At 53.2% G+C, this 13,456-nt stretch carries 12 protein-coding genes; all 12 read right to left on the bottom strand.

Features of this window, described 5'->3' with window-relative positions:
- Positions 1-9: 9 nt before the first annotated feature.
- Positions 10-576: a DUF6470 family protein gene (locus tag MKY12_RS29105; protein ID WP_339251832.1), complete on the bottom strand. Its 567-nt coding sequence runs from the start codon at positions 574-576 to the stop codon at positions 10-12.
- A 15-nt stretch (positions 577-591) separates the two neighbouring features.
- A complete protein-coding gene (flgL, locus tag MKY12_RS29110) occupies positions 592-1,509 on the bottom strand; it encodes a flagellar hook-associated protein FlgL (RefSeq protein WP_339251834.1) in 918 nt (305 codons plus the stop codon).
- Positions 1,510-1,521: 12 nt separating this feature from the next.
- Positions 1,522-3,117, bottom strand: coding sequence for a flagellar hook-associated protein FlgK (flgK, locus tag MKY12_RS29115; RefSeq protein WP_339251835.1), 1,596 nt, complete (start codon positions 3,115-3,117; stop codon positions 1,522-1,524).
- 57 nt (positions 3,118-3,174) lie between these two features.
- Positions 3,175-3,675 carry a flagellar protein FlgN gene (locus tag MKY12_RS29120; protein WP_339251837.1) on the bottom strand — a complete coding sequence of 167 codons (501 nt, stop codon included), beginning with the start codon at positions 3,673-3,675 and terminating at the stop codon, positions 3,175-3,177.
- 12 nt (positions 3,676-3,687) lie between these two features.
- Positions 3,688-3,975, bottom strand: coding sequence for a flagellar biosynthesis anti-sigma factor FlgM (flgM, locus tag MKY12_RS29125; protein ID WP_339251839.1), 288 nt, complete (start codon positions 3,973-3,975; stop codon positions 3,688-3,690).
- A gap of 105 nt (positions 3,976-4,080) precedes the next feature.
- Positions 4,081-4,488, bottom strand: coding sequence for a TIGR03826 family flagellar region protein (locus tag MKY12_RS29130; RefSeq protein ID WP_036694666.1), 408 nt, complete (start codon positions 4,486-4,488; stop codon positions 4,081-4,083).
- A gap of 141 nt (positions 4,489-4,629) precedes the next feature.
- Positions 4,630-5,511: a ComF family protein gene (locus MKY12_RS29135; protein ID WP_339251841.1), complete on the bottom strand. Its 882-nt coding sequence runs from the start codon at positions 5,509-5,511 to the stop codon at positions 4,630-4,632.
- Between the two features lie 114 nt (positions 5,512-5,625).
- A complete protein-coding gene (locus MKY12_RS29140; protein WP_339311853.1) occupies positions 5,626-7,923 on the bottom strand; it encodes a helicase-related protein in 2,298 nt (765 codons plus the stop codon).
- 93 nt (positions 7,924-8,016) lie between these two features.
- Positions 8,017-8,460, bottom strand: a complete 444-nt coding sequence (locus tag MKY12_RS29145) for a hypothetical protein (RefSeq protein ID WP_339251845.1) — start codon at positions 8,458-8,460, stop codon at positions 8,017-8,019.
- Between the two features lie 251 nt (positions 8,461-8,711).
- Positions 8,712-9,434, bottom strand: coding sequence for a response regulator transcription factor (locus MKY12_RS29150; RefSeq protein ID WP_036699238.1), 723 nt, complete (start codon positions 9,432-9,434; stop codon positions 8,712-8,714).
- A 4-nt stretch (positions 9,435-9,438) separates the two neighbouring features.
- Positions 9,439-10,596, bottom strand: a complete 1,158-nt coding sequence (locus tag MKY12_RS29155; protein ID WP_036721752.1) for a sensor histidine kinase — start codon at positions 10,594-10,596, stop codon at positions 9,439-9,441.
- 57 nt (positions 10,597-10,653) lie between these two features.
- Positions 10,654-13,368: a stalk domain-containing protein gene (locus MKY12_RS29160; protein WP_339315003.1), complete on the bottom strand. Its 2,715-nt coding sequence runs from the start codon at positions 13,366-13,368 to the stop codon at positions 10,654-10,656.
- Between the last annotated feature and the right edge of the window lie 88 nt (positions 13,369-13,456).

The raw sequence follows: 13,456 nt of genomic DNA on the forward strand, positions 1-13,456 counted from the left end.
ATCTACAGCTCACCATTGCAAATTCACTTCAGGCGGAATGAACTGAATAGATGTATACTGCCTCATATATATATCCAGTTTACCTCTTTTATATTCAATATCAGGCCGACGAACAACTACATCTATCTTTATCGCTCCCCTCAAAAACTCAATCCGGGGGCTTCTCGTTTCAAAATGAATATCCACATTATCATACGAAGCGGGGCCACGAATTTCCGGAAATGAAAAAGAATTCCAGTCCCCCCCGTACAATTCTGCAATAGAGTTTCCAGGTTTGAAGAATTCAGCCATTCGATTCCCCTGCTCCACTCGACGTGCAATGCCTTGGAGGTAAATTTGCTCAATACCGGAATATATGCGCCTATTTACCTCAATAAGACTCCCGCCATTATAGGCAGCCAATGCTTTGGATTGATCCACAGACATTTCAGGTTTAAACTGCTGGATATCCCACTGTCCTCTTTCGGATGTAATGTTTAGCTCTGCTTGGTGTTGAATAATTGAGAACTCCCCCATGTCAGAATCAATACCTATCAAACCAGGTGTCTGACGTATTTGAACTACTGACAGTACCAACAGAGAGCACCTCCATTATCTTATGAAATCAACGAGAGTTGTAGATATAATCTTAGCTCCAACAGATAGTGAGGCATTGTAGATGTTCTCTTGAATCTTGGACTTCATAATAAGTTCTTCGTAGTCCGCATCCTCAGTCTTAGCTTGAAGGTCTGTCAAGTTTAAATTCAAATCGCTCAAACGATCCTGCATCAACTCTACGCGATTAGTCTTAGCACCTATTTCAGAGCGGGCTGACAAGATGGTCTCTACGCGAGTGTCAATTATATCAAGTTGTCTGGAAACCGCTGTAATGTTACCAGTTTTCAATCCTTCTGAAATACTGTTTATTATAGAAAACAGATTATCTGTTTCTCCTGTATATCCAAAAATATCGTTTCCTGTCATATTAATAGGTAATTCCACACCCTCACCTACAATATATTGAATTTGTCCTGGGTCTGTTGTAATTACCTTAGTAGTATCGTAGGTGCCATCAGCCCGCTTGGCAAAATCATAAGGTTTGGTAGCATACTGTTCACCATTGAATATATACTTTCCGTTCAGCTTGCTGTTCGCTATATCCACTAGTTGTTCTTTAAGTTGCATCACTTCTTCATTAATACTATCCAAAGCTGACTGTGGATTACTGCCGGTAGAAGCCTGAACAGTAAGCTCCCGCAACCGTTGAACAACATCCCCCGCCTGTCCCAACACCGTATCGTTATAATTCAGCCAGGACAGCGCGCTATCCACGTTCTTCGTGTACTGCTCATTAGAGGACAGCTCGGCGCGGTAGCGGAGGGAATAGGTGATGCCTACCGGGTCGTCGGAGGGCTTGTTGATTTTGCGGCCGCTGGCCAGCTGGAGCTGGGTCTCGTTCATGGTTCGTGCATTGCGGTTCAAGTTAAGCAGCAGCTGTGAGCTCATCATATTGGAGGTGACTCTGATCATGGTATGGCCTCCTTATCTTCCGACTGTGCCGGTAGAATTAATCAATTTATCAAGCAGTTCATCATAGGTGGTCATGAAACGCGCAGCAGCACTGTAGGCATGCTGGAACACGAGCATATTGGACATCTCTTCATCCAGGGACACACCGCTTACAGACTGGCGGCGGGAACTCACCTGATCCACCAAGTAATCCGAGTTGCTGGCCTGGCGTGTAGCCTCTTGAGATTGGATACCCAATTGTCCAACCATGGAGCTGAGATAGGACCCGACTGTACCGGTCTTAGTACCATCCGCTGTAGCGAAAGTATTGTTATCCTTCATATTGCTGAACAGCAGCGCCAGTGTGTTATTTCCTTTTACTACGGATACATTGCCTGAGGTGTCTGTAGTAGTACGCAAGGAAGTAGCAAACAGCGTGGGATCAGCAGCGATTTCCGGATTCAGCTTGAGATTGGCAGCAGTGATCGCTTCCCCCGCTACCGCAGAGGTGAAGAACGGCCGGCCTGACGTCCCGTTGAGCGCATACCCCAGCTGATGAAGTCCATTCAAACCCTTGACTGTTGTTCTCAGATCACCCGGCAACGGGATAGGTACCGCGCTTCCTGCTGTTAGAGTCGTTTTGGTACCATCTGCATTTATAATCTCTGAATCCTTGAGCACAGTCGTTCCTGCGGGCAGGTTAGAGCCTGATGGTATGGTCACCTGCACTTCACCATTGGCAATGGTATTGGCCATCGCGTCGAGCTGCTTCCTGTAATCTGCTACATAGGTGTTTTTGGAGAAAAGCATCCCATAAGCTTCACCGGCCTTCAAATCGCCGGAGGCGAAGGCGGTATTAAGAAACGTACTGTCTACAGCCGCAGTCACGGTTGCTCCTTGAACTAACGGCTGTGTGCCCAGTGAGATGTTATATCCGGCATCTGTATCCAGAATAGTGATATTGGCAATCTTGGACAGCTTGTCCGTCAGCAGGTCGCGCTGGTCGCGCAGATCATTAGCTTTGTCGCCCATGCCTTCTATCTTGGAGATGGATTGATTGAGGTCAGCGATGGAGCTGAGGTAGCTCTGTATCTCTTTGCCTTTGACGTCAATGTTGGTGCTGAGATCGCGGTCCAGATTGCTGAGCTGTGTACTCATATAGTTCATGGCATCGGTAAGGGCCTGGGCTGTCTGCACGACGATCTTGCGGGCGGTGGGATCTTCCGGGTTCTTACTGAGGTCCGACCAGGATTTCCAGAAGTTATCCAGTACGATACGGACACCGGTATCTGAAGGCTCATTCACGATCGCTTCCAGCTTATCTAAGGTATCCGACTGAATGCTCCAGTTCCCGCTTGCCGAGTTCTCCCCGCGGAACTGATCGTCCAGGAACATCTCCCGAATCCGCTCGATGGAACTGAATTCAACCCCGGTTCCCAGCTGCCCTGGCATCGTCGAGTTATTCATACCATAGGCTTCAATCGGGATGGCCGCCTTCATATTCACACGCTGGCGGGTGTATCCCTCCGTGTTGGCGTTGGCAATGTTGTGGCCGGTGGTATTGAGCGCCGCTGTCTGGGTAAACAGGCTTCGTCTTGCGGTCTCGATGGAGTGGAATGTGGATGTCATGCTACTTGTTCCTCCCTTGTGATTGCTGCGGTGAGCGCAGCTCAGCGGATAACCTGATTATCCACGGGCATCAAAAATACCCGGCCGAGTCACACTGCTGCCCTTGTCGGACGGATGATGGTATGTCATTTCCTGATTTGGTCTTCCGACCAGCAAATCCAGGGAATAATCTATAAAGGTAAGCGACTGCTCAATCAGCTTCTGGTTCAGCTCATTGGCCTTTTTTAATTGCTGCAATGTGCCGGAAAGCTTCTGCTGAATCTGCAGCAGGCGTGATTTGTCATCGGGATCAAAGACAAGGCGGGACAGCTCGGTAAGATTCAGATTCAGATTGGAACGGATTCCAACCCCCTGCAAAAACTCGAAGGCCGCTTCTGCACGCCGTTCTTCCAGCTGTCCGATCACCTTCATCAGCTTGGACTCGCGGTTCAGGATATCAATGAGACCCTCTACCTTGTTGTCCATAATGGTCTGTTTCTTCACTGCGGCCAGATCCAGCATCTGCACATGCGCCTCGTCCAGCCGCTCAAGCAATTCTAATAATGTTGTAAGTGCCATGGGTGTGTTCACCTAATTCTCGGAGGATTGCTTAAAGTAGGGGGCGAGTGTCTCAGCGAGCTTGGCTGAGTCAACCTGGTAGGTACCTGCGGATACTTGCTGTTTCAGGCTCTCGATCTTATTCGCACGTTCCGTGTCAATCTTGCCGCTCTTCTGTGCCTGGAGCAGCTTAATGGCCTCATCCGAAATCGATACCTCATCCTTGCGTGTACTCTTCTTCATCTGTTCCTGCCTTTGCGATTCCGCACTTCGTTGGTATGGATTAATCGCATTGATTCGTCCGGCATCGTTAATTTTCATAACTTCACCTTCCTTCTGTAATAAAAAAGCCGATAATCTTTACTAAGTTTATCGGCCCCTGTTGAAACATTCTTTATAGCTGCAAGCGTTTTTTTGCAGAATTGTTTAGTTGCGGAACTTGTCTACCGCGCGGTAAGCGCCATCTGGAGCCTTCTTGGAAGCGCTCGAGTCTGCACTTTCCTTGGCTGCATTGGCAAGGTCCTTGGTCAGACGGCTGCGGCAGCTGTCGCACATATGCCCGTCCCGGATCAGGGTTCCGCATACCTCGCAAGGGTACATCATATTGGGTGCATTGGCTATGGAAATCCGGCCCTCCCGGATAAAACGCGTGATTTCCTTGATGGAAATATCGGTGGCATCGGACAGTTCCTGTATGTTGGTGCCTCTATTTTTACGCAAATATTCTACACAGATTTCATACTCATGCTCTAACTCTTTGATGCAGGGCTGGCACAGGTTCATCAGGTTCTTGACATATAACCGGCCGCATCTCGGACAATTGTCTACATTCATATCTACCGCGGCTCCCTTCTATCATTCTGCACAACTCATGAATCGCTTATGCTACTAAGATTACATGATCGCCGAAGATCCGTCTATGTTTAGTATCGGTCAGGGAAGCGGTTTTATTGAATTCCAGAGCGGCGGAAGCTGCTAGGAACGGGCCCAGGTCAGAGAGTATATCTCGGCGGTGCAATTCAGGCTGCGGCAGAGCTGCTGAAGCGCTTCGGCGCAGGCACGAATCGTACTTCCGGTAGTGTAGATATCATCGACAATGATGATTTGCAGGGGGCGCTGCTCAAGCTGATGCGTCGCACGGGAATGATGATATTCATTCAGACTTTGCAGAACCGCCGAATCTGTATTACCGGCAAAAGCATGCTTCATATCGGCCAGCCGCTCCCTTCTGCTTTTGAAGCTCTGCTTGGCAGTGTGATGGGTGCGAACCAGCAGCGGGAGCTGAGGGATTCCTCTGCGCAGGGATACTACTTCCGCCAGCCGCTCCGCCTGATTGAAGCCCCGTTCCGACAAACGGACAGCGCTCACAGGCACAGGGACCAGCAAATCGGCTTGCCATAGGTTAGAACGCATACGAAGCTTTGAATGCCATATCGGGAATGGTTTACTAAAAAAGTTGCTTTGTAGCGCTTCATTCAGTTGTTGTACACTCTGTTCTTGTTGCAGCAGCGCGTATGCCCTGTCCAGCATCAGACCGAGCAGGGGTGCGAGCCGCTCATTCCCTCTGTATTTATACTGGCCTAATATTTCACGCATTTCACTGGTGTAGGCTACTGCACTCCGGTTGCACCGGATCGGTATAGGTCCATGGCTGCGGCTGCAATCGGGACAACCCACATGTCTTCCGCAAGTCTGGCACCGGGGAACGCGAATCCATGGAATGCTGCTCTGGCAGTGCAGGCAGATCTCAGGCCATTCAGGGGAAGGGCGGCCTCTGCGGCCGCAAAACAGACATTCCGGCTGCGAAGGCGCGATTAGGGAGCGGGCTTGCTTCATCCATGATGACAGGGAGCGCATGGTAATCCTCCTTGTAAAATAGGGTGTGTGGAGATCAAAGTTCAGCATGTATAGCATTCAAAATGAGGGGAGCCGGGCATTCACAGCTATTTCCAAGGAATCCTCACAAAATCATTAAGACTTGAGATATCCTTGTCTGCGGGCGATAGCATTCATACTGCGGATCTGTGATATGGCGGCGCGCTGCGAGCGGCTCCACTCTGTTGAAGCGAAAATGACGTTGCCCGCCGGATCATCCTTGGAGCGTCCCGCCCGGCCCGCCATCTGCACTAAGGCTGCCTCATCGAATAGTCCGCTGTCCGCATCCAGAATAAATACATCACTATGCGGTACCGTGACCCCACGCTCCAAAATCGTGGTCGTTACCAGCAGGGAAATGGTGCCATCCCGGAACTTAAGCACCTTCTCTGCCCTGCCCGGATCTTGAGAGGAGGTTCCCTCTATAGAAATTTCGGGAAACATCCGCCGCAGAAGCTGCAGCAGTCCCTCAATATGGACAATCCGGGAGACGAAGAGGAAAATCTGCGCCTTACGGTCAAGGGACCGCTGCAGTGCTGAACGCAGTCCTGCCGGGATTCTGCCCTGCTTCAGGCAGCGATAAAGCGGCGGCATCCGGATATGACGCGGAACCGGCAAGGGGTGGCCGTGAAAACGGACCGGGACCCTCGCATGCGGCAATCTGCCGGAGCGGGCAAGACGCTGAAGCTCCGCAGGCGGTGTGGCGGAGAGTAGGATGAATCGTCCGCCGGGCTTGCACACCTGCCTTGCGGCATAATCCAGCATGGGATCGTTGTGATAGGGAAACGCATCGATCTCATCGATGATGACCAGATCGAAGGCCTGGTGAAACCGCAGCAGCTGGTGCGTGGTCGCCAGCGTGATCCGGCTGCGGCGCAAGCGGTCCTCGCTGCCTCCGTACAGCACGGCAGGGACATCCGCCGGGAAGGCTCTGGCCAGGCGCGGCGCAAGCTCCAGCACGACGTCGCGCCGCGGCGTGGCGATCAGCGCCCGGCCCCCGGCCGCGAGCGCCGCCTCCAGGAGCGGGAAGACCATCTCCGTCTTCCCCGCGCCCGTCACTGCCCAGAGCAGGAATCGCTCTGGGCCTCTTGCGGCGGAGCGCCTGCGCGGCTCCGCCAGGAACCCCAGCGCAGCGGCGGCGGCAGCCGCCTGCGCTGCGCTAAGCCCCCACCGGCGTGCTGCTACGGTGGGGGACACGCCGGCCGTGCAGCGCACGGCCGGCAGCGGTGCGCTGCGCAGCAGCAGCGCGCAAGCCCGGCTGCGCCCCAGTGCGAGGCAGGCCTCGCAATAGGCGCAGCCGGCAAGGCCGCACGCGGCGCAGGCCGTGCGGCCCGTGGGCACGCTGCCGCAGCGCAGGCAGCGCGGCACTTCGCGGCGGCGCAGACCTAGCCGCGCGGCGCCAGTGCCCTGGACGGCGGCTTCCAGCCGCAGCCGTCCCTGGAGATAGGCGAGCTGCGCCGTAGCCCGCCAATTCTCCGCCAGCTCCGGGAGCTGCTCGGCCACCAGCGCCTCTGCTTCACCCTGAAGCAGCGAACGCCCATCCAACGCCGTAACCAGGCGGTTTGCTCCCGCTGCAAGCACCTCCAGCTCATGCCCCCGTAAGTTCACCTGTTCGTTCCCTCGCCAGCTCTCCCTCCTACTTCCCCGCTCGATAACCCGTTCATTCTCCCACTCCTTCTCCCCGCCGCTGTCCCTCCCACTCTCCCACTCGCTCCCCGGCTCATCCCCCCATTCAAATCCCTCTCTATCCCTCCACTCACTGACCCCTGCCTTACGCCCCCCGTTCCATCCTCCAACCACTCTCCCCTCATCCTCGCTCCATCCCCTGTCCTCCGGCAGCTTATACACCTGAATCTCCTCGAAAGGCCAGCCCGCTTCCCGTCCACCTCCGGCAGCCTGCTCCGCCCGGATCTCTGCCTTCAAGAGAGCAGCGGCGTACTTCCTCCAGGCTGACTCATCCCAGCGCTGCATCTGGTCCGTGAACTTGCAGGCTGCTGCCAGCTTCACCGCCCAGCCCAGCGGCAGTGACCGGGAGAGCACCACAACCCGGTCTGCCGGTTGGCTTCTCTGGTCTGCCCGCTGACTTTTCCGTTCTGCCGCTTGGCTTTCCCGAGCTACCCGCTGACCTTTCCGGTCCGCCGCTTGGCTTTCCCGAGCTACCCGCTGACCTTTCCGGTCCGCCGTTTGACTTCTCTGGTCTGCCCGCTGACCTTTTCGTTCCGCCGCTTGGCTTTCCCCGTTTGCCACTTGACCTCCCCCTACTACCCAGCGCCCTCCCCACCCTCCCAGCCCCTCCGCCTCACCCGCCCACCATAATTCATCCACCGCCAGATTCAATGAAATCCGGGCCTGCCACTGTCCGCCCTGCGCCACCACATACACCGCCACCTTCAACCCCAACGCCTCCTTATCTTTTAGAGCACGCCAAAAAGCACACCGCCCCATTCCTGGAGAGTGTGCTTCACCCGTAACTTACATATTTAGCTGTCATTCGCCGGGCTTGGATGGGGATTTCCCGCTTCCCGGCAACCGCATCATCCGCAGCGGCAGCAGCGGCTCCTGCACCCGCAGGTCTACCGTAACCCCCTGACGGAGTTCTGCCCTGTCCGCGAGGCCGAAGAACGGCACCGCAGGTGCAAATTCAATAGAAGAGTTATGATAAGCCATCCGTGAGGCTACCGCCATGGTCCTGTCTTCTGAACCGTCATCCACCAAGGTGACCTGCAGGGGCCTGCCGATCCAGCAAGCATACACTGCAAAAACCCTGAGATACCACTCCACCACGGCCTCATGATTACGGGTAATCAGAATATAGTGAAGCCGCTTACCAGTCCGTGCTGCTGCCCGGGTCTCTTCCCGATGATGCAGGAGTTGAACAAGGGCTGCTGCGGATGCATAAATAGAGATAATCCAGATTAACTGGGCGATCATGAAGATGCACCTCCCTCTTATACCCACACTATATGCCGGTGATAAAAGGACGGTGACAGCCCATTAGCGCGGGAGCCCACCCGCCAGTTCAACTTAGGGTACATATTTAAGTTAGCATTTTGCAAAATTCGAATAGAGTGCGGACTGAAACAATACTATGGCTGCAGCTCTCGGCTGCATACAAGTTATGTACCGTTTATAAGGATCATTAGGATTCTCCAAAACGCTCAGTTAAAAGTTTATGAGGGAAGCTATAAAGTTACCCAGCCGTATTTGATAGAATTAATTACAGCCTGCGTACGGTCGTCCACTTCCATCTTTTGCAGAATACTGCTGACATGGTTTTTGACCGTCTTCTCACTGATAAACAGGTACTCCCCAATCATCTTGTTACTCTTGCCCTCCGCCATCAACCGCAATACCTCTGCCTCGCGGCGGGTCAGCGGATTGTTATCGCCTGCAACGAATTTGACACCGGCTTCCTTCACGGCCGTCTCGGCCATAGCGCCAGTCTCGTTAAGGTACGTCATGCGCCGCAGCTGATTAATCAGCTTGCCGGTCACCTTCGGATGGATAAAAGCATGTCCCTCGCATACAGAGCGGATCGCATTAATCAGCGACTCGGCCTCCATATCCTTCAGCAGATACCCGTTCGCCCCCTTGCGCAGCGTCTCAAACACATAGCTTTCATCATCATGAATCGAGAGGATAATCACTTTGACATCCGGGAACATTTCACGGAGCTTTTGCGTAGCCTCCACGCCGTTCTCAATCGGCATATTGATATCCATCAGCACGATATCCGGCTTATTGCCGTTGCAGAATTCAAGCACCTGGATGCCGTCCCCGCATTCGCCAATGACCTCGATGTCATCCTCCATATTCAAAATACGTTTAAGCCCTTCACGAAACAATTGATGATCATCGGCCAAAAGAACTTTAATGGGCGCTTTGCCAGAGTTTTGGTTCTCCATCACATTACTCCTTTCCCTTTTCCACATTCGTCGGAATGTGAATTACGATTGTTGTGCCCTGGTTCTCGGCTGATTGTATTTCCATTCTTCCCTCCAGCAATTCCACGCGTTCGCGCATACCCACCAGACCGAAGCTTTCCCGGTTGGCTTGTTCACTGATTTTTTTCACATTGAAGCCTAAGCCATTGTCTTTCACAACAATCTTGATCAATTGAGCCTGATAAGTAATCTCTACCAGTACGTAGCTCGGATAAGCATGCTTCGCCGCATTGGACAGAGCCTCCTGCACCAGCCGGTATACCGCCGCTTCCATCGCCGAGGACAAACGGTGCTCCTTCCCCCTGGTTTCAAAAGAGGTGCGGATCTTCGTCTTCTCCTCATAATCATGCACATACTTCCGCAGAGTCGGAATCAGTCCCAAATCATCAAGCGCCATCGGACGCAGGTTGAAAATCACCTTGCGCATTTCTTCCAGGCTGTATCTTACCTGCCCCTTTAAGTCTATTACTTCGGCTTGTACCAGCCCAAATTCCTGCTTTACCAGCATTCTTTCTACAATTTCCGTCCTTAGGACTAGATTCGCCAGCATTTGAGCAGGACCGTCATGAATTTCCCGGGCAATTCTTTTCCGTTCCTCTTCCTGAGCCAGGATTATTTTGAGTCCAATCATCTGGCGGTTCTTCGCAGATTCGACAATTCGCGTCACTTGACCTAGTTCTCCGGACAGATATTCCAGGACAACGCTCATTTGCGAACCAATCGATTCGGCACGTTCTACAGAATTTTCGACACTGCGAACCCGCATTTGCAATTCATCGCGTCTGCTCCGCAGATAAGCCTCCCTCTCCCTGGTCATCATCAGCTCCAGCTGCAGCTCCGTCGCCTTCTCATAGGCAATCCGTATATCCTTCTCCGTGTAGCGGACAAAATCCCGGCTGACCTCTGTCAGCCGGATCCGGGAGCGGTGGTACTGCTGCTCCAGCTTGTCTACCTTTTGCAATGTTTCATCCGTTTCTTCCATGACCCGCTGCAGTTCTTTGTTGAGTGCAGCAAGCTCATCGCGTGCCACCTGCAATATTTCGAATATCTGATACTTGCTGCTCTCCATCACGTCGATGGTGTTTTTAATCACCCGATCTATCGCATCGGCTTGAAATTCCACGGATGCTTGCCCCATTTCTATCGAATCGTATTAAAGGCTTTCCTTTATATTAACATATCACGATTCGATAGTTACGGTCTTAGTGTTCTGTTCCCATTTTACAGTGAGTCCGAGCTGTTCTGTCACGAGTCGAAGCGGTACTAAAGTCCTGGCATTCAGAATCATCGGTGCTACTTCAGCACTCTGCCGCTTCCCGTTCAGTACGAACTCCTTCTTATTCACGGTCAGATCCAGCGCCTTAGAGCCCCGGAGGACCATAATCTTCTTAGTCTTCGCATCCCAGACCGCATTGCCGCCGAACGCGTCCAGAACATATTTTATCGGCACATACGTACTGCCGTCCTTCACGATCGGCGCAACATCAATCGGCCGCTTGGTGCCGTTAACCGTCATCGCCTTGCCTCCAATGCTCATCGCCGCCGTCCCTTTGGGCAGTCCCGCCTCACTGGAAAGCGATGGCATCACGAAGGAAATATTATCAAAAGCCACTGTCCCTGTCTTGGCCCGTTCATCCTGGCCTTCTTCTACATTTACCACGTAAAGTCTCTTAAGGGAAGCTGGGAATTTAATCCCTGAGCCGGACAGATCGATATTAAGCGTCTTCCAGCCGTTCCAGTCGATAACTTTCGCCAGATCAATATAGGCCGTCTTTCCGCTGGCATCTGTCAGCTCGGCACGCATCCAGTTCAGGCTCATGTCCCCCATCACATCGACTGACATGGAGGTTGCCGCCGCCGGAATCTCCTTGCCCTTTGTACCGTTGAACTGGGCGTATGCGTACATTTTACCGGTGCCTGCACTCATATCGTAGCTAAGCGATAAGACCTTCGAGCCTGCACGCTCTGCGCTGCCCGCAACTACTGCTGCTGTTCCAGTAACCCCTGCCGCATTGGTTGTGAACGCGAACGGATAATTGGCATTCTCGAAATCCTCCCACGCCGTAGCAGCTGCAGTAGATAAGACAACCGCCGTGCTGAAGCCGTCATAACGGGCAATTGCATATCCGGTAGTTACGCCAGGATCGACTGCCTCCACTTTAAGCTTGCCGTCCCCCACACTTCCTTTGAAGCCGATAAACTCCCACTTCAGTGCGGTTGCCGGAACAGCTATCGTTGCTCCGCTCTTCGACACCGCGCTAACCGGAACCGATACAGTGGCTCCTGCTTGCAGCGGTGCAGTTGCTGTACCTGCAATCAGGCTGGACAGGTCTTCTCCGCCCAGAACGGTGACCTCGGTCTCCGCACTCGCTGTTCCGCTGGTCGCCTTCAGCTTGACGGTTCCCGGCTTGACGGCCGTGGCTTCACCCGCATTCACAGTCACACTCCCGCCGCTTGCGGTCCAGGCCGGATTAGCCGCCGCTACATCCACCGGATTGTAGTACGTATCATAGCCCTTCAGGGAGTATGTGGCCTTTTGCCCGATTAACAGTACCGAGCTGCCGCTGATCTTGATTCCTTTCACTTCACCTTGCGGAGCAGAAGTATATACTCCCACGCCGTTAACGATTGTGCGCTGCTCCTTGCCGTATTCGGTATTGAAGGTAAGCGTAGTCGAGGTTTCAGCCAGCGGGCGGTCTACCATCGTTGTAGAGCCCCCTCCGTCCAGATTAATTCCTTTCCACACCCCGATATTCGTCATGAAGGATTGCAGCTCTGTCAGCGACAGACCCGCACTATTGCTATTCTTCTCGGCTGCAATGACATATACATATCTGCCATCCTGGGAATAGCCCAGCGCTGTACGCGCCCGGTACCCGCCAATGCTGCTTGTAGAACGGGAGAACGACGACGCCTTGCCGTTATTGACCAGAATCGTATGCCCCCCGATCATCATCTGCAGCGTAGAAGGATCGAGCTCCTGCTGGGTGGTTTTGGAACGGAGCAGATAGGTACTGTTTATCTTTTGTCCTACAACCAGATGTGCCTTGACGAACTCGGCAGCCAGCCCGTGCGTCCGCAGAATATAAGCGCCTTTGGGTACGGTCACCGGCAGAGCCGAATCCAGCGAGATCTGGGTAATCGTATCATTCTCTACCAGCACCTCTGTCGGTGTAGTAGAACTGCCCTTAGGCCGCTCCAGCGCTGTCCACGCATCCGTGTAGATATAAGCTGCATTAGCATGACTGTAAGTCGAGCTGCCGCCTTCGGGATTGTAGGCCCCTTTGTTGATGCCGGACAGCGGGAACTGGGAGCCATCCTCTGCGGTCAGCATCCCTTCAAACGTATATTCATCAATGATAGGTTTACGGTCCTTGGTTACTGCAAAAGCATACATTCCGTTTAGCTGTGAAGGAGTGGACACGAGCACACCGCCCGACACCTGGCCGCCAATCGGTGCACCTTCTCCGCCGGTATTGAAGTAATCCCCGTTCACCGCCGCGACCGCGCCTGTCTCCGCCGCCATGCCCCCTGTGCTCTGCCGTGTCGTCAGATTCCCGCCTTTGCCGGTCATGACATCCAGAGAGACATAAGGATTATTCAGATCGACACGAATGACGCTGGCCAGTCCTGTGGCACTCTTACCTGAACGCACCGTGGTAAACTTATATTTCATCATCATCGCACCGGAAGTGATAACCTCTTCACTCAGTTTCGTCGCCGAGAAGGACGCTGCTGCTTGTGCTACCGGCGCAGTGCTTGCGCCCAGCCATCCTGCACCTTCACTCCCGACAACCGGCATGATCCAGATTACACCCGCCAGGGATGCAGCAATCCATTTTTTAGCAGGCGACCATTGATTTCCCCGTGTTGACTCAGTACTCTTTTTCCCCATGAAAAGCTCATTCATTTCAGTGTAACTCTCCCATCTATTTGTACTCTTCTACCTCGCTATCAAGACCTGGATATCAGTTCATAGTAAT

The sequence above is a fragment of the Paenibacillus sp. FSL M7-0896 genome, assembly GCF_037975415.1.
In the GTDB taxonomy this organism is placed as follows: Bacteria; Bacillota; Bacilli; order Paenibacillales; family Paenibacillaceae; genus Paenibacillus_AQ; species Paenibacillus_AQ silagei.